Genomic DNA, 17,424 nt, shown 5'->3' on the forward strand with positions numbered 1-17,424 from the left:
ATGAAGAAGTGGACGCGTTGGCAGGACTGGGTGGCCGTGGCCGCCGGACTCTATGCGGCATTGGCCACGATGTGGGTGACGGCAGCGGGAGCATCCGTCGCGCTCATGATCGTTCTGGGCATTCTGCTCATTGCGGCCGGAGTGTGGAGCCTGGCAATGCCCGGCCTCGTGTCGATGGAATGGGTGATGGCCGTGATCGGCGCATTGCTGTTCATCTCGCCGTGGGTCGGCGTTTACGCCACGCAGGCGGGAGCAGCGTGGACCTCGTGGATCTGCGGCGCGATCGGTGTGATCGTAGGCGTGTGGGCGCTTCAGCCCGCCATGCGCACGCACCATGGCACCACGCACCACGGCGCCCAGGCCGCGCACTGATCCGGGGAACGCTGAACCAGTCGAACTGCGTGGGGCGGCAGCAACTCTGCCGCCCCACGTCTGTCTGAGAGGAACACATCGATGACCCGTGTGGCCGAGGCCCGCACCCGCATTCTCGACGCCGCGGAGCAACTCTTCGCCCGGCATGGCTTCGATGCCACGGCAACCTCGCTCATCGCCACGACGGCCGAGGTGCCGAAGGGGCTGCTCTTCTATTACTTTCCCGCGAAGACCGACATTCTCTCCTCGCTCATCGGGGAGCGTCTTGGCCCCGCGACGATCGATGCCGCCCCGCTCATCGTGCCGGGCAACCCGGTGCGCGCCCTGCTGAACGTGAGCGAGAAGCTGCTTCAGCTGCAGGCCGACTCCGAGGTGATGCGCGTGATCGTCTGGCGTGAGGAGCACACGCATCCCGAGGTCATGGCCGGCCTCACCGCACACGTACGTGCCCTGCACACCACGATCGAGCAGGTGCTGTCCGCGAGCCTGCGAGTGCCCGTCGCCGCGCAGACGTTGCGTGCGGCAGTCCGAGCCTGGGCCGCGATCATGACGGCCCGCCCGCGGACTGCCGTGATGTCGGATGCCTCGCGCGAAGAGCTGCTTCCCGTTGCGCAACTGATCTGCTCCGGTCTGGGGCAGCATCCGGCGGTCGTCGGCTAACGTCGAAGCTGTGCCAGAACCCGAGAACCCCAGCCACGAACTGACGACGCACGGTCTCGGGCCCTGGCAGGGCGAACGTCCGGTTGACCCGCACTACGACCCCGAGCTGTTGGAGCATGGTGACACTCGCAACGTCATCGACCGTTACCGCTATTGGCGCATGGAGGCGATTGTCGCCGATCTGGACGAGACGCGGCATCCGTTTCATGTGGCCATCGAGAACTGGCAGCACGACATGAACATCGGCTCGATCGTGCGTAGCGCGAACGCCTTCGCCGCCGACACCGTGCACATCGTGGGTCGCAAGCGCTGGAACAAGCGTGGCGCCATGGTGACCGACCGCTACCAGCACGTGATGCACCACCCGGATGTCGCCGCTCTCGTCGCGTGGGCGGCCTCCGAGTCGCTGCCGATCATCGCCATCGACAACGTGCCCGGCTCGGTGATCATCGAGACCTTTGCGTTTCCCGAACGATGCCTGCTGCTGTTCGGCCAGGAGGGGCCGGGGCTTTCCGATGAGGCGATTGCCGCAGCGGATGCCGTGGTCGAGATCTCGCAGTTCGGCTCGACCCGCTCGATCAACGCCTCCGCCGCGGCCGCCGTCGCCATGCACGCCTGGGTGACGCAGCACGTGACTTTCGGCTGAGCCGTCCTGCGCCGTCCTGCGCCGTGAGACGACGTGAATCGACGTTCCCATGGCCGGCGAACATCGATTCACGTCGTCTCACAGATGGGCGGACGGGTCTCGGTACGCTCGTGCCGCGCTACTCGACCGGCGGCGAAGGGCTATTCGGCCAGGTTGTCGCTGATCACGTCGAGGGCGAGACCCTTGGCGCGCACCGCGTCAGCTCCCAGGCGCTGGGTGAGCGCTGCGACCAGGCCCTCGATGAGAATGGCCTGCGGCAGCCGAGAGGCGAGCGTGATCTCGTCGCGGAAGGTCAGATCCGGCATCGTCACCACGAGGTTCACGGCGGCGATCTGCGTGAGCGGGCTGCGCGCGAATGCCGTCATGGCTATCACGGTAGCGCCGGCCGCCACGGCCGCATCCGCCACTCGCAACGTTGAGGCGTTGGAGCCGCTGCCGCTGATGACGAGCAGCACATCGGATGCCGTGAGCAGCCGTGCCGTGATCTGCTGGCCGATGACGTCGTGCGGTGCCTCGGTGGCGCGACCGATGCTCGTGAAGCGAGCGGCGGCATCGAGCGCGAGCGGGGCCGAGAGACCGTTGCCCACGACGACAACCCGGGTCGCCGTGGCCAGCGCCTCGACCGCGCGGGTGACCGCGTCGTCGTCGAGCAGCGCGACCATGGCCGTGACCCCCGCGGCGACATGCCGAAACGCGTCGCCGACGATGCCCGCGGCGCCCACACCCGCGGATGCCGCAGCCATGCTCGCCGGCTCGTAGCCGGCGTCTCGTGCGAGCAGAACGCGCAGCTGCTGGTAGCCCGAGAATCCCAGGCTCTGGCAGGTGCGTACGACTGTCGCCCGCGACGCGCCCGCGGCGTCGGCAACCTGCTGCGAGCTGAGCTCGACGATCTCGGACGAGCGGGCGAGCAGCACGCTGGCCACCGCCTGCTCGGTGGGCAGCAGCGAGGGCAGCAGCGAGCGGATGGTCGCGATCACCTCGCCGGGTCGGTTCGGGGTCATCGCCCGGAGTCCGGTGTGGGGTTCAGCCCGCCGTGTGATGCCGAAACAGATGCGGGCCCGGCAGCCTCCGCGATGCGCGCCACCTCGCCTTCGTCGAGGTCGAAGATCACGGCGCCGTCGTCGGGCCCGGGCGCGGCGACGAACATTGCGCGCACGTCGCCGACGGCGGGCACCTCAACGAGGGCGAAGCCGGCACCGATCGTCGCGCGTTCGCGACCGGCCGGGGCGAGAGCATCCGAGGTGTTGGTGATGCCGGGGGCGACGACCACGGCAATGCCGGCGGCCTCTTGCACGAGGGCGTGATGGTAGTGGCCGCTCAGAATCACGCGCACATCGGATGCCGCTGCCGCGGCCAGCAGTTCGCCCGGGTTCTGCAGTTGCAGCGCCGCAAGCAGTGCCGTCGCGGCAGGTACGGGCGGGTGGTGCACCACGAGAACCGTGCCGAGTTCGCTTGGCTGCTGCTGCTGCAGCTGCGCACGCAGCCAGTCGAGCTGGGCCGCGTCGAGGTCACCGTAGCCGGCACCGGGCACGGAGCTGTCGAGAGTGATCACGCGGTATCCGCGCACCTGGGTGACGGCATCCCGCGCGCCAAGCACGCGCTCGAAGGCGGCACGATCGTCGTGATTGCCCATGGCATAGACCACGGCGGCGCCGCGCGCCGCGGCCCACGGGTCGATGAGCGCACGCAGGCGGCGGTAGGCGGCATCCGTACCGTCGTCGGAGAGGTCTCCGGATGCGACGACCAGGTCGATCGCATCGAGTTCGGCCGCGCGCTCGAGCACGCGCCGCAGCGCGGCCTGGGTGTCGACGATGCCGTAGTGCAGCGTGTCGTCGCCGAACAGGTGGGTGTCGGAGAGGTGCAGAATGCGCAGGGGGCGCTCATCGGATGCCGTCACGCGTTCACCATACCGACTGCCCCTGACGCCTCGGGCGAGCCGCAGGGTGGGAGCGTATCGAGCGCGTGCTCCTGAGGTTCCCCTCGCTCGCAAGCTCGCTCGGCGCTGGGGTCGCGAATCGCTGGCGCGATTCTCCAAGCTCCACCGCGCATCAGCCGATGAGGCTGGGGCGCAGGTCGCGCAGGGTGCGGAAGTGCGTCATGCGGATCACGCCGATCGTGGCCAGCACGAGCGCGCCGAGCAGCCAGAGCGCGAGCACGCCAGCATCGCGCCAGGCGGTGTCGATATTGCCGCCGTACATGAGTTGGCGCAGGGCATCCACGACGAAGCCCATCGGCAGCACATGGTGCAGCGCCGCCAGTGGGGCGGGCAGCGTCTGCCACGGGAACGTTCCTCCCGCCGTCACCAACTGCAGCACCATCAGCACGAGGCCGAGGAACTGACCCACGCTGCCGAGCCACACGTTGAGGGCAAGGATCATGGCGGCAAAGGTCACCGAGGCGAGCAGCATGAAGGCGAAGGCGCCCAGCGGATTCTGCACGGTGAAGCCGAGAGCCCCGGCCACTATCGCGAAGAGGCCGATCATTTGCACCGCGCCGAGCAGCCCCGGCGTGAGCCAGCCGGCGAGCGTCACCTTGACGGGCGAATGCAACGCCGTGATGGCCCGACGCGAGACCGGCTTCACGATGAGGAAGAGCGCGTAGATGCCGATCCAGGCGGCCAGTGCCACGAAGAACGGGGCGAGCCCGGCGCCGTACGTTCCGGCCGAGGTCACGGCCGAGCTCTGGATCTTCACCGGGTCGGCGATGTTCTTCGCTTGCGCCGCGCGCGAGGCCTCGGTCGTGGCGGGAATCTTGTTCACGCCGTCCTGCAAGCCGTCGCGCAGGCTCACGATTCCGTCACGCAGCGTGGGCAGCCCGTTGGCCAGCGTGGCCGCGCCGCTGTTCGCGGCCGAGGCCCCATCGGCCAACTGGCGGGCACCGGATGCCGCGCTCGCGACCCCGGAGGAGAGCTGCGGTGCCGCATCCGCGAGTGCCCCCGCACCGTCGGCCACCTGCCTGCTACCGCTGGCGAGCTGATCGATCTGCGAGACGGCCCCCTGCACCGTTGAGTTCGCTGTTGTCACCCGCGAGCCGAGCCCATCGAGCGTGGACAGAATGTCATCGGCCTGCGCCTGAGTGAGGGCACCGGAGGCGACGAGGGAAGCGAGCTGCCTCTGAATGTCGGCGCGCGCGGTCGGCACCGCATTGGCCGCCTGCTGGGAGAGGGAACCCACCCGGTCGCCGACGTTCGCGAGCCTGCCGTTGCCCGCCGCCACCTGCGACGCACCGGATGCCAGCTGCGCCGTTTGGGAGGGCAGCGAGGCCGTTCTCGACGCGAGGGTATTCAGGCCGTCGCGCAGGCTCGCCGATCCGCTCGCCAGCTTCGCGGTGCCGGCCGCGAGCTGGGAGGCACCGTCGGCCGCGGTGGACGCGCCGTCGGCCAGTTTCGTGGCCCCGGCCGTCGCATCCTGCAGATTGGTGCGGATGGTTGCAAGGGAAGCCAGGAAGGTGCCGGCGGCCTGCTCGTTGACCTTCTTGACGATGGAGGCCTGGATGGTCTTGATGGCCTGCTGCCCGATGGTGGAGGAGAGGTAGCTGTTGGCGTCGTTCGTGGTGAGGATCACCTTCGCCTGGTGCGGCGTGCTTCCGCTGGACGAGGTCAGCGACGCGGAGAAGTCCTTCGGCAGAGTGACGCTGAAGTCGTAGCTCTGGTCGCCCACCCCGTGTGCCGAGGTGCCGCTCGAGACGCGGTGCCACTGAAAGGTGCCATCGTTGATGAGCTGTGAGGCCACCTCGTCGCCGTAGTTTGAGTACGCGCCGTCGCTGGTGACGCCGGCGTCGTCGACGACGAGCGCCACGGGAACCTGGTCGAGCTTCGCGTACGGATCCTGGTTGGCCCAGAGGTAGAGGCCGCCGTAGAGCACCGGCACGGCCACCAGGGCGATGAGCGCGATCACGGCCATCCTGCTACTGGTCAGGCGGCGCAGCTCTGCCGCGATCATGGCGGGGATCTTCATTCCTGCACCTCTGGTTCGGTCCCTGGGGCTGTCATCTGTCCTGTTCCGAGAGCGGCTCTCGCTGCGTCACCGGCGATCACGAGCACGGCATAGCCGCGTTCGGCGAGGTCGCGGGCAATTCCCCACCATTCCTCGGGGTCGCCGCCGTGCCGGTCGGGCGCGGTGATCACGACACCCTCGACATCCAGGCGCATGACGGCCAGCTCGGTGAGAATGCGGATGCGTACGGCCGGCGGTACCGTGCCGATGGTCCACGAGCGCCAGTCGGTGAATCCCAGGTCGGCGATCATCTGCCGGGTCGCCCGCGGGTGCGCGGCGCGACCCGCGAACATGAGTTCTTCGGCGACCACGCCGAAAACGGTGACGTCGGATTCCGGCTCACTGACATCCGGGGCATCGACGAGGGCGACGCGGTCGCGCAGCCCGCCGGCGTCGGCAACGTCGTCGATGGTGACGGTGCCGGTGTCGGGGCGCATGCGGCCCGAGGCGATGAGGCCGAGAACGGAGGGGCGCTGGGCGGTCTCGGCCGAGACCAGCATCGCGGTGCCCGATTCAAAACTCACGCTGGTCAGCGGCAGCGCGGCGCCGTCGCGGCCCTTGCTCACACCCTCGGCGACAACCTTCACTTCGCCACCCCCCGCTGAATAGTGTTCGACAGTATCGGCGTCGAATCGACGAGCACGCCCGCCTCACGCCAGGAGAGACCGGCAGTGCTCAGTGCACTCAGCATGACGAGTCGGTGGCCTTCCGCGCCGTTCAAACCGCGGCGGGTCGCCTCATCGAGCACGGCGAGAACGGAGTCCTCGAGCAGCTGGGCAACCGTGTGCGGCTCGATGTCGCGTCGCAGAATTCCGTCACGGATGCCGCGGCTCACGGTGGAGCGCAACTGGCGTCGCAGGGGCTCCAGCGCCGCACCCACCTGCGCGCGGAACGGGCCGCGCACGGCGAGCTGCGCCATGATGCGCACATCGGCCACCTCGTCCCAGAGCCGGGCGCCGATGAGGGCTATCCACACGCGAGGGTCGGCGTGACTGGTGGCGACGAGGGCGGCGGAGATGCGTTCGGCGCCCCGGGTGAGCACCTCGGCGACCAGCTCGTCACGGTTGGCGAAGTGGCCGTAGACGGCGCGGCGCGTGAGACCGGCGTGCTGCGCTATCGACTCGAGCGAGGCATCCGGGTCGCCGCGCAGCACGGTCTTCGCGGCGGCGAGCAGCGCCTCGCGGTTCTCGGTGGCATCGCGCCGCGGGGCGCGCACAACGGTTGAGCTCATCACCTCAGAATAATAACTTGCACATTAATGTGCAAGTTTATGCCGGCCTTTCAATGTCGACTTGTCCCCCGTTGGGGGGCCTGAAGATGAACGCTCTGTGAAGGGCTGAGAAAATGCCGGATCGGGCGGCCCGACGGGTTCTACCGTGAATGCTGCCCCGTCCTCGATCGGGGCCCAGCCACACGATCCTCGAAGTGAGAACTCCCGCCGATGCACACTGCCCGCCCGAATCGCGCCGGCTCACTCGGGGTCGGCATCGTGGCGGCATACTCGGTGGCCGTGCTGGTCGTGGGCATCGTGCTGGCGGCGGCAGGGTCGGGTGGCGCAGGGCCAGTCGGCGCAGGGACGGGTGGCGCAGGGCCGGGAGGCGAACGACCGGGGCATGCGGCAGCGGATCGCACGGCGACCACGCTGCGGCTCGGGCTCGACTCCTGCGGGAGCGAGTGGCGTGCGCCGCGCGGCGGTGCGCAGCACTTCGTACTGACGAACATCACCATCGCCGGCATGGAGGTGTACCTGCAGAACGCCTCGACGAAGGCGGTCTACCTCGACGTCGAGAGCCTCGGCTCGGGCGCCTCGTTGCCCGCAACAGTGACGCTCGGTGACGGCCGCTACCGCTTCGTCTGCCTGCCGGCCGACAACGGTGCAGTGCTCGGGCCCGTGGCGCGTATCGCCGACTCCGGCGTGACGACGGGGCTCACTCCGGGCATCGTGCCCGTTACCGCGAATGATCTGCTGCAACCCTCGAAAAAATACACGGCCTGGATCACCGCCCAGTTGCCCACGCTCGTCTCGGCGGTGACGGCCCTGAACGGGCAGGTCGCCGCCGGTGACCTGCCCGCCGCGCGTCGGGCGTGGCTCACCGCCCACCTCGAATATGAGCGGCTCGGCGCCGCCTATGGCGCGTTCGGCGAGCTCGATGCAGAGATCAATGGCCTGCCCGCGCTTGGCGCGACCGCAGCGACGGATGCGGGGCTGGGCGGCTTTCACCGGGTGGAGGCGATGCTGTGGAGCGGGTATGCCGCATCCGCCATCGCACCGGTGACCGAGCGACTGCTGAAGAGCGTGCGAACACTGCAGGCGACGTTCGCCACCGTGCGTATCGACCCGCTCGAGATCGGCCTGCGCGCGCATGAGATTCTCGAGAACGCCGTGCAATTCGAGCTCACCGGGCGGGCGGATGCCGGCTCCGGAACCGATCTCGCCACCGTCTCCGCCAACATCGATGGCACCCGCGCCGCGCTGGCGCCACTGCGCGAAATACTGGCGACCCGCTACCCCGAGCTGGCGAAGACGGATGCCTGGCTGACGCGCTCGGCGGCGGTCGTCGCGTCGTTCCACCGCAAGGATGGCAGCTGGGCACCCGTGGAATCCCTGAGCCGCTCCGATCGTGAATGGCTCAATGCAACGCTGGGCGAGACGGTCGAGCTTCTCGCGCCCATCGCCTCCATCTGCGACATCCGGAGGGCGACATGAGCGACGGCGATATCGGCACAGGCGAGAGGAGTGTGGGAAGCGCGAGCGGGGCAAGCGGCGCGCAGCGACCGCACGAAGCCGCCGCAATCGGCCGCCGTGGCTTCATGCACGGCCTGATCGGGGCCGGATTGGCGGCGCCGATCGCCGCTTCCCTCGCCGCTGTCGCGCCGGGGCAAGCGGCGCACGCGGCGGGATCCGCCGTTGCCCCCGCGGCCTCCTCTCGTTTCGAGGGCGAACACCAGCAGGGCATCCTCACGCCGTCGCAGGCCAGCGCAGCCTTCCTGGCCTTCGACGTGACGGCCGTCGATCGTGCCGAGTTACAGGAACTATTGCGCACCATCACTCAGCGCGCACGCTTCCTCACCGCCGGCGGCGCCCCTGCCGAGGTTGGCATCACCGCGCCGCCGGCCGACTCCGGAGTGCTCGGGCCGGTGGTCGTGGCAGACGGCCTCACCATCACGCTCTCGGTCGGGGCCAGCCTTTTCGACGCACGCTACGGGCTCGCCGGGCGTGCGCCGGTGCGACTGCGTACCATGCAGGATTTCGCCAACGACGCCCTGCGACGCGAGGTGTGCGACGGCGACCTGCTGCTGCAGATCTGCGCCCACCACCCCGACACCGTGCTGCACGCGATACGCGACATCGCCCGGGCCACGCGCGGGGCCATGCAATTGCGCTGGCGCCAGGACGGCTTCGTCTCGCCGCCGCGCCCGAGCGGCACGCCGCGCAATCTCATGGGCTTCAAAGACGGCATCGCCAACCCGAAGGTCTCCAGCGCGCACGACATGAACACTCTGGTCTGGGCGGATGCGACGGTCGAGCCTGCGTGGGCGGCGGGCGGCTCGTATCACGTGGTGCGGGTCATCCGCATGCTCGTCGAGTTCTGGGATCGCGTATCCATCCACGAACAGGAGAACATGTTCGGCCGTCGTCGCGACTCGGGCGCTCCGCTGACGGCGAGCGCGGAGTTCGATGACCCGCACTACGAACTCGACCCGACCGGCGATGTCATTCAGATGGATGCCCACATGCGGCTGGCGAACCCGCGTACCGCGGCCACGGCATCCTCTCGCATGCTGCGCAGGGGATACAACTACGACTCCGGAATCGACAGCAACGGCAACCTCGACATGGGACTGGTCTTCTGCTGCTTCAACCAGGATCTCGAGCGCCAATTCGTCACGGTGCAGAAGCGCCTGGCCGACGAACCACTCGCCGACTACATCTCCCCGTTCGGTGGCGGCTATTTCTTTGCGTTGCCCGGGGTCACCAACCGCAGCGACTGGCTCGGCCGCTCGCTGCTCTCCAGCTGAACCGTCTGATCACGAAATTCACCATGAGAAGAAAGCAGAGGTCATTGTGTTCCAACGAATGAGCGCCCGCACGAAACGGGCGGCGTTGTTCTCGGTCGCGGCACTCGGCGTGGGCGCACTCGCGCTCGGTGCCGCCGCACCGGCACTCGCCAGTCCAAACGGCCACTCCGAAGGCACGGCAACTCCCATCAAACACCTCGTGGTGATCTTCGGAGAGAACATCTCCTTTGATCACTACTTCGCCACGTACCCCACGGCGAAGAACACGGATGGCACGAAATTCACGGCGGCCAAGGGCACTCCGAAGGTCAACAACCTCGTCACCGCAGGATTGCTGACGAACAACCCGAATGCCTATGACCCGAGCCGCCTGACGCCGGACCAGGCCGTCACCTGCGACCAGAACCACAACTACGGCGCCGAGCAGAAGGCCCTCAACGGCGGGGCGATGGACAAGTTCGTCGAGAACACCAGCACCGACACCTGTAGCGGCCAGTACGGCAGCCCGGGTCTCGCGATGGACTACTACGACGGCAATACCGTCACGGGCATGTGGAACTACGCGCAGAACTACGCCATGAGCGACAACAGCTGGGACACCACCTTTGGGCCGTCCACCCCCGGCGCGCTGAACCTGATCTCGGGTCAGACCCACGGAGCACAGGCCCTCGACTCGGTGACTCTCGCGCCGGTCGCCAGCAGCTACGCGGTGCGCTCGCCCGACGCATCCGGAGTCGGAACGGTGATCAATGACCCCGATCCCGCCTACGACGACTGCTCGGACAGCAACCACACCTCCACGTCGGCGCTGGCGAGCATGAAGGGCACCAATATCGGTGACCTGCTCAATAAGAAGAAGGTGACGTGGGGCTGGTTCCAGGGTGGCTTCACGCCCACGACCGCATCGAACGGATCGGCCGGCTCGTACTCGAGCTGCGCGAGCACGACGACGAATGTCGCCGGCGCCGCGTCGAGGGACTACTCGCCGCACCACAACCCGTTCGCGTACTACAAGTCCACGTCGAACCCGCATCACCTGGCACCCTCCTCGGCGGCAATGATCGGCAAGACCGACCGCGCCAACCACCAGTACGACCTGACGAGCTTCGACACCGCGCTGGCGCAGAACAATCTGCCAGCAGTGTCGTTCGTCAAGGCACCTGAGGCGCAGGATGGTCACGCGTCGTATTCCGACCCGCTCGACGAGCAGAAGTTTCTGGTGAAGCAGATCAACGCGATCCAGAAGTCGAAGTCCTGGTCGAGCACGGCCATCGTGGTCTCCTACGATGACTCGGATGGCTGGTACGACCACGTCGCTCCGAAGATCCTCAACGGCTCGACCGACACGGCGGATGCCGCCGGCGACAGCACGATCTGCACGAGCGGGCCGGCAGCGGCATCCGGTTACGCGGATCGCTGTGGCCCGAGCCAGCGGCTGCCGCTGCTCGTGATCTCGCCATATGCGAAGAAGAACTACGTGTCGCACACGGCGACGGAGCAGACTTCGGTGCTCAAGTTCATTGAGGACAACTGGTCGACGGGTCGCATCGGTGACGCGTCGTTCGACGAGCGCGCCGGAACTCTCACCGACATGTTCGACTTCGCCAGGCCGCAGGAGCGCCGGGTACTGCTCGCCTCGAACGGTTCGGTGAGCTCGATCGAGCCGATCGATAACGGTGGCAACGGTCATGGCAATGGCAATGGCAATGGCAATGGCAATGGCAACGGGAACGGGAATGGGAACGGGAACAGTGGTGGCAACCATGGTGTCGGCTGGGGCCACAGCGGTCACGGCGGTCACGGCGGCGCCGGCTGCGGCAGCCACGCTGTCTAGCTGAATCCCCAGCACACTCGAGGCGACGGTGTGGGCCGATCCAAGGATCGCGACTCGCATCGTCGCCTCGACGTGCTTCGGGGCTAGCATCGAGGCATGAGCGGAGACAACCTGCTGGGCGTGCCCGAAACCCGACTTGCCGACGAGCCGGAGGTGCGTCAGGCGCTCGCCGACGCGGGCCGCGATACCGGGCGGCTGCGCGAGATAGCGGCCGCGCATCCGTCGTCACCGCTGGCGTGGGCCATGCTGGCCGACGCCGTGTACCGGCCTCACGACGCGCTCGAGTCCTATGCGTACGCGCGCGTCGGCTACCACCGCGGCCTGGATGCGCTGCGCCGGGCGGGCTGGAAGGGGCAGGGCCCGATTCCGTGGGCGCATGCGCCGAATCGTGGCGTGCTGCGCTCGCTCTTCGCGTTGCGGCGGGCGGCGGATGCCATCGGCGAGGTCGGCGAGGTCACCAGACTCACCGACTTCCTGCGTGGCGCAGACCCCGCGGCGCTCGCCGAACTCGAGTTGGAGGGGGCGCCGACGCAGGCCATCCCCATCATCTCGCCGCCCACCGAGGCCATCGTCATCCGCGGCACCGACTGACCCTTCCGCTGGTTGAGGAGCAGCCGAGGAACGAGGCTGCGTCTCGAAACCTGCGTGGCGCGGGCGGGTTTCGAGACGGACCCTCGTTCCTCGAGTCCTCCTCAACCAGCCAGTGTCTGCGCGCTTCGGTACTATGGGGTGGACCCGAACGGTGCGCCGCTGCGCCTCGAGTCCGGCCAGTGAACTGACCGTGAGGAGCACCACATGCCAGCAATAGTGATCGTCGGCGCCCAATGGGGCGACGAGGGCAAGGGCAAGGCCACCGACCTGCTGGGCAGCCGCATCGATGTCGTCGTCAAGTTCAACGGCGGCAACAACGCCGGCCACACGGTCGTCATCGGCACCGAGAAGTACGCGCTGAACCTGCTGCCCTCCGGCATCCTGACCCCCGGCGTCACCCCGGTGATAGCCAACGGCGTCGTCGTCGACATCGAGATTCTTTTCAAGGAACTGGATGCGCTCATCGCGCGCGGCGTCGACGTTTCCCGTCTCAAGGTCTCCTCGAACGCGCACGTCATCACGCAGTACCACCGCACCATGGACAAGGTGACGGAGCGCTTCCTGGGCAAGCGTCAGATCGGCACGACGGGCCGCGGCATCGGGCCGGCGTACGCCGACAAGATCAACCGGGTGGGCATCCGCATTCAGGATCTGTTCGACGAGAACATCCTGCGCCAGAAAGTCGAGGGCGCTCTCGACCAGAAGAACCACCTGCTCGTCAAGGTCTACAACCGCCGCGCGTTCTCCGTCGACGAGATCGTGGACGATCTGCTCAGCTACGCCGAGCGGCTTCGCCCGATGGTGGCCGACACGAGCCTGTTCATCAACCAGCAGCTCGACGCCGGCAAGAACGTGCTCTTCGAGGCCGGTCAGGCGACGATGCTGGATGTCGACCACGGCACGTATCCGTTCGTCACCTCCTCCAGCGCCACAGCCGGCGGCGCCGCGATCGGTGCGGGCATCGGCCCGGCACGCATCAGCCGGGTCATCGGCATCGTCAAGGCGTACACGACGCGGGTCGGGTCCGGCCCGTTCCCCACCGAGCTGGAAAACGAGCAGGGCGACTGGCTGCGTGAGGCCGGCGCGGAGTTCGGCACCGTCACGGGCCGCCCGCGGCGCACCGGCTGGTACGACGCGCTCATCGCGCGCTACGCCACGCGCATCAACGGCGTCACCGACTTCGTGCTCACCAAACTCGACACCTTGACCGGGCTGCAGACCATTCCGGTGTGCGTGGCATACGAGGTCGACGGAGTGCGTCACGACGAGATGCCTTCTTCGCAGAGCGACTTCCACCACGCGGTTCCGGTGTACGAGGAGTTCCCGGGCTGGAGCGAGGACATCACGGGAGTGCGCGAGTTCGCGGATCTGCCCAAGAACGCCCAGGATTACGTGCTGGCGCTGGAGAAGATGAGCGGCTCGCGCATCTCGGCGATCGGCGTCGGCCCCGGCCGCGACGCGATAGTCGTGCGCCACGACCTCGTCGGCTGAGCGCTGCCGAGAGCGGCCACATCGAGTGGCCGCCCCGAGTGGCTTTCTCAGCGGGCCGCTCTCGGTACAATCGACGCGGACGGGTTTCGCGCGAGCCCATGGGCACGAGATGAAGATGAGGCTTCGATGACGGAAGACGACGCGATCGAGCAGTTGCGCAGCATCCGGCGCAGCATCGACAACATCGACGCGGCCCTGATTCACCTGCTGGCTGAGCGGTTCAAGTTCACCCAGGAGGTGGGCCTGCTGAAGGCTGAGCACGGCCTGCCGCCGGCCGATCCGGCTCGCGAGCGCGACCAGATTCAGAGGCTGCGCGCCCTCGCCGAAGAGAGCCACCTCGACCCCGAGTTTGCCGAGAAATGGTTCAATTTCGTCGTGGCCGAGGTCATCCACCACCACGTGGAGGCCGCCGGGATGCGTGACGCGAGCCCGGACAGCGTCAATTAGCGTTCAGCAGGGCTGGGATCCGGCTCGGCTGCCCGACCTCAGCGGCCAGAGAATTGTGGTCACAGGCGCCAACGCGGGCCTGGGCTACTTCATGAGCGAGCAACTGGCGGGTGCCGGGGCACACATCGTGCTGGCGTGCCGCAACGAGAAGCGAGCGGATGCCGCGCTCGCCGCCCTGCGCCGCCGCGTGCCCGGCGCATCCGTCGAACGCATCTCGCTCGACACGGCCGACCCCGCCTCGGTGCGGGCCGCGGCGGAGCGCATCCTGAGCTTCGATCGCGTGGACGCGCTCGTCGAGAACGCGGGCATGGTGCATCCACCTCGCACCCGGTCGACGACTGTGGACGGCCACGAAATCGTGCTCGCCACGAACCTGCTCGGCCACTTCGCGCTCGCGGCGCTCACGATGCCGGCGCTCGAGCGCACCGCGGCGATCGTCGGACGCGCCCGCATCGTGAGCATGGGCAGCATGGCCAGCCGCCTCTCCGGTTTTCGCGTCGATGACCTGCAGCTCGAGCGCGGCTATACCGGGTGGCGTGCGTACGCCCAGTCCAAGATCGCGGTGCAATCGTTCGGCTTCGAGCTCGACCGCCGGCTGCGGGCCGCGGGCAGCGGCGTCGAGAGCCTGGTCGCGCATCCGGGATACTCGATCGGCGGGTTGAGCCCGCGCATCCCCGGCGTGAACGAGCCGAGCGCCACCAAGCGCTTCATCGACACGGTGCAGGGCGTGATGGCGCAGAGCAAGCAGCGCGGCGCCTGGGCGGCGGTGCGCGCCGTCGCCGATGCGGATGCGACGGGCGGGCAGTACTGGGGACCGCGGTTTCTCGTGCGCGGCCGGCCCGCGCTGAACGCCGCGCCGCATTCGAGCACGGATGCGGCCATCGCCGCCCGCCTCTGGGCCGCCGCCGAGCGCTACACCGGCGTGCCGTTCACCCTGTAGCCGCTCGCGTGGGTGTCCCGCGGCCGGTGGTCGAGGAGGCCGCCCGCGGCCGTATCGAGACCAGAGGGGCGATTAGCCGCCGACGACGGCGCCGAAGTGCTCGGGTAGTGTTGCGCGGTGCGTGGCGCGCAACTCCTCGATGCCGACGGTGAAGACATCCTGAATCTCGAGCACGGGCTGGGTGCCCACCTCGGCATCCGTCACCCCGATGCGTAGCACCGGGTACTCGCGGCCCTCGCACAGGCCCTTGAACTTCACGTCGTCTTCGCGCGGCACCGACACCAGAACGCGGCCGGTGGACTCGGAGAACAGGGCGGTCGCCGCATCCACGCCGTCGCGTTCGATGATGTCGCCGAGCCAGACGCGCGCGCCGACGCCGAAGCGCATGACGGCCTCGGCCAGGCCCTGCGCGAGCCCGCCGTCGGCGAGGTCGTGGGCGCCGGTGATGAGTCCCTCGAACGCACCCGCGTGCAGTAATCCGGCGAGCTGCTTCTCGGCGGCCAGGTCGACGACCGGCGGATGCCCGCCCAGGTGCCCATGAATCGTGCCGGCCCACGCGGAGCCGTCGAGCTCTTCGCGCGTGATGCCGAGCAGGTAGATGTTGTCGCCCTCGTCCTGCCAGCCGCTCGGGATGCGGCGGTCGACGTGGTCTATCACGCCGAGCACGCCGACGACCGGGGTCGGGTGGATGGGCGCGGTGCCGGTCTGGTTGTAGAAGGAGACGTTGCCGCCCGTCACCGGTATCTCGAGCTCGAGGCAGGCATCCGAGAGCCCTTCGACGGTCTCGGAGAACTGCCACATGACCTCGGGGTTCTCGGGGCTGCCGAAGTTGAGGCAGTCGGTGACGGCGGCGGGAACGGCGCCGGTGACGGCAACGTTGCGGTAGGCCTCGGCGAGGGCCAGCCGCGCGCCCTGGCGGGGGTCCAACTGGGAGAAGCGGCCGTTGGCATCCGTCGCGATGGCGAAGCCCAGGCCGCTCTGCTCGTCGACGCGAATCATGCCGCCGTCGTCGGGGAATGACAGCGCCGTGTTACCGCCGACGAAGTAGTCGTACTGGTTGGTGACCCAGCTCTTGTCGGCCAGGTTGGCGCTGCCGAGCAGTGCCAGAAACTGCTCGCGCAGCTCGTCGGTGTCGGTGTCGCCCGGTCGGGGCAGAGCGGATGCCGTGTCGGCCTGCAGCGCGTCGATCCAGCTCGGGTATTCCACCGGCCGGTCGTAGACGGGGCCGTCCACGGCGACGGTGCGCGGTTCGACGTTCACAATCTCTTCACCGTGCCAGTTGATCACGAGGCGCCCGGTGTCTGTCACCTCGCCGAGCACGCTGGTCTCGACATCCCACTTGGCGGTCACCGCGAGGAAGCCCTCGAGTTTTTCCGGGGTGACCACCGCCATCATGCGTTCCTGGCTCTCCGACATGAGGATCTCCTCGGCGGTGAGCGTGGGGTCGCGCAGCAGCACCTTCTCCAGCTCGATGAACATGCCGCCGTCGCCGTTGGAGGCCAGCTCGCTCGTGGCGCAGGAGATGCCAGCAGCACCGAGATCCTGAATTCCCTCGACCAGCTCGCCAGCGAACAGTTCGAGGCAGCACTCGATCAGCACCTTCTCGGCGAAGGGGTCGCCCACCTGCACGGCGGGGCGCTTGGTGGGGCCGCCCTCGCTGAACGTGTCAGAGGCCAGAATGGATGCCCCGCCGATGCCGTCTCCGCCGGTGCGCGCCCCGAAGAGCACCACCTTGTTGCCCACGCCGCGGGCGTTGGCCAGGTGTAGGTCTTCGTGGCGCAGCACGCCCACCGAGAGCACATTGACGAGTGGGTTGCCCTGGTACACGGAGTCGAAGACGGTCTCGCCGCCGATGTTCGGCAGGCCGAGGCAGTTGCCGTAGAAGCTGACGCCCGAGACCACGCCGTGCACGACCCTGGCGGTATCCGGGTCGTCGATGGTGCCGAAGCGCAGCATGTCCATGACCGCGACGGGGCGGGCGCCCATCGAGATGATGTCGCGCACGATGCCGCCCACGCCGGTCGCGGCACCCTGGAACGGTTCGATGTAGCTGGGGTGGTTGTGGCTCTCGGCCTTGAAGGTGACCGCCCAGCCTTCGCCGACATCCACGACGCCGGCGTTCTCGCCCATGCCCACCATGAGGTTCTTCTTCATGGCGGGGGTGACCTTCTCGCCGAACTGGCGCAGGTACTTCTTGCTCGACTTGTACGAGCAGTGCTCGCTCCACATCACCGAATACATGGCCAGTTCGCCACTCGTGGGGCGTCGGCCCAGAATCTCACGGATCTTCGCGTACTCGTCGCTTGTCAGCCCGAGCGCCGCGTACGGCTGCTCACGTTCGGGGTTCGCAATGGCGTTGGCAACGGTGTCGGGCGCGGTCTCGGTCACGTACGCGTGCTCCTTGAAGAAGGGATGCCGGGGGATGGCT

16 protein-coding genes are annotated in these 17,424 nt (G+C 68.1%); 10 read left to right on the plus strand and 6 right to left on the minus strand.

From position 1 onward, the window contains the following. From ASC63_RS05935 to ASC63_RS05945, 3 genes are all read left to right on the plus strand, one after another. Positions 1-372 (plus strand): SPW repeat protein, encoded by a 372-nt coding sequence (locus tag ASC63_RS05935; RefSeq protein WP_055815015.1) that lies wholly within the window; start codon positions 1-3, stop codon positions 370-372. 81 nt (positions 373-453) lie between these two features. Next, entirely contained in the window at positions 454-1,032 is a 579-nt protein-coding gene (locus ASC63_RS05940; RefSeq protein WP_055810777.1) for a TetR/AcrR family transcriptional regulator, read from the plus strand. Positions 1,033-1,042: 10 nt separating this feature from the next. Beyond that, on the plus strand, positions 1,043-1,678 hold the full coding sequence (locus ASC63_RS05945) for a TrmH family RNA methyltransferase (RefSeq protein ID WP_055810780.1): 636 nt from the start codon (positions 1,043-1,045) through the stop codon (positions 1,676-1,678). A gap of 140 nt (positions 1,679-1,818) precedes the next feature. Here the strand turns inward: ASC63_RS05945 and ASC63_RS05950 are convergent, their stop codons facing one another. From ASC63_RS05950 to ASC63_RS05970, 5 genes are all read right to left on the minus strand, one after another. Continuing rightward, a complete protein-coding gene (locus ASC63_RS05950) occupies positions 1,819-2,679 on the minus strand; it encodes a MurR/RpiR family transcriptional regulator (RefSeq protein WP_055810781.1) in 861 nt (286 codons plus the stop codon). Continuing rightward, positions 2,676-3,575 (minus strand): metallophosphoesterase, encoded by a 900-nt coding sequence (locus tag ASC63_RS05955; RefSeq protein WP_235491898.1) that lies wholly within the window; start codon positions 3,573-3,575, stop codon positions 2,676-2,678. Before ASC63_RS05955 ends, ASC63_RS05950 begins: the two co-directional genes overlap by 4 nt. 151 nt (positions 3,576-3,726) lie before the next feature. Beyond that, the gene (locus ASC63_RS05960) at positions 3,727-5,634 is read right to left on the minus strand and encodes a YhgE/Pip domain-containing protein (protein WP_055810783.1); all 1,908 of its coding nucleotides are present in this window, start codon (positions 5,632-5,634) and stop codon (positions 3,727-3,729) included. Next, a complete protein-coding gene (locus tag ASC63_RS05965) occupies positions 5,631-6,260 on the minus strand; it encodes a hypothetical protein (protein ID WP_055810785.1) in 630 nt (209 codons plus the stop codon). The genes ASC63_RS05960 and ASC63_RS05965 overlap by 4 nt, the downstream gene beginning before the upstream one ends. Further along, positions 6,257-6,904: a TetR/AcrR family transcriptional regulator gene (locus ASC63_RS05970; RefSeq protein ID WP_055810787.1), complete on the minus strand. Its 648-nt coding sequence runs from the start codon at positions 6,902-6,904 to the stop codon at positions 6,257-6,259. The genes ASC63_RS05965 and ASC63_RS05970 overlap by 4 nt, the downstream gene beginning before the upstream one ends. A gap of 210 nt (positions 6,905-7,114) precedes the next feature. Here ASC63_RS05970 and ASC63_RS05975 point away from each other — a divergent pair, with 210 nt between their 5' ends. The 7 genes from ASC63_RS05975 (at position 7,115) to ASC63_RS06005 (ending at position 14,996) form a co-directional block, all read left to right on the plus strand. Next, the gene (locus ASC63_RS05975) at positions 7,115-8,380 is read left to right on the plus strand and encodes an EfeM/EfeO family lipoprotein (protein ID WP_055810789.1); all 1,266 of its coding nucleotides are present in this window, start codon (positions 7,115-7,117) and stop codon (positions 8,378-8,380) included. After that, entirely contained in the window at positions 8,377-9,693 is a 1,317-nt protein-coding gene (gene efeB, locus ASC63_RS05980; RefSeq protein ID WP_082487292.1) for an iron uptake transporter deferrochelatase/peroxidase subunit, read from the plus strand. The genes ASC63_RS05975 and efeB overlap by 4 nt, the downstream gene beginning before the upstream one ends. A gap of 58 nt (positions 9,694-9,751) precedes the next feature. Next, positions 9,752-11,527, plus strand: a complete 1,776-nt coding sequence (locus ASC63_RS05985; protein ID WP_082487294.1) for a phospholipase C — start codon at positions 9,752-9,754, stop codon at positions 11,525-11,527. Positions 11,528-11,623: 96 nt separating this feature from the next. Then, positions 11,624-12,118 carry a DUF3151 domain-containing protein gene (locus ASC63_RS05990; protein WP_055810792.1) on the plus strand — a complete coding sequence of 165 codons (495 nt, stop codon included), beginning with the start codon at positions 11,624-11,626 and terminating at the stop codon, positions 12,116-12,118. A 204-nt stretch (positions 12,119-12,322) separates the two neighbouring features. Then, positions 12,323-13,609: an adenylosuccinate synthase gene (locus ASC63_RS05995; RefSeq protein WP_055810793.1), complete on the plus strand. Its 1,287-nt coding sequence runs from the start codon at positions 12,323-12,325 to the stop codon at positions 13,607-13,609. A 126-nt stretch (positions 13,610-13,735) separates the two neighbouring features. Beyond that, a complete protein-coding gene (locus ASC63_RS06000; RefSeq protein WP_055810795.1) occupies positions 13,736-14,056 on the plus strand; it encodes a chorismate mutase in 321 nt (106 codons plus the stop codon). Next, positions 14,028-14,996, plus strand: coding sequence for an SDR family NAD(P)-dependent oxidoreductase (locus ASC63_RS06005; RefSeq protein ID WP_235491908.1), 969 nt, complete (start codon positions 14,028-14,030; stop codon positions 14,994-14,996). Before ASC63_RS06000 ends, ASC63_RS06005 begins: the two co-directional genes overlap by 29 nt. A 72-nt stretch (positions 14,997-15,068) precedes the next feature. Here ASC63_RS06005 and purL read toward each other — a convergent pair whose 3' ends face one another. Next, the gene (purL, locus tag ASC63_RS06010) at positions 15,069-17,384 is read right to left on the minus strand and encodes a phosphoribosylformylglycinamidine synthase subunit PurL (protein ID WP_055810797.1); all 2,316 of its coding nucleotides are present in this window, start codon (positions 17,382-17,384) and stop codon (positions 15,069-15,071) included. Positions 17,385-17,424 lie beyond the last annotated feature (40 nt).

The organism is Leifsonia sp. Root112D2, assembly GCF_001424905.1.
Lineage (GTDB): Bacteria > Actinomycetota > Actinomycetes > Actinomycetales > Microbacteriaceae > Root112D2.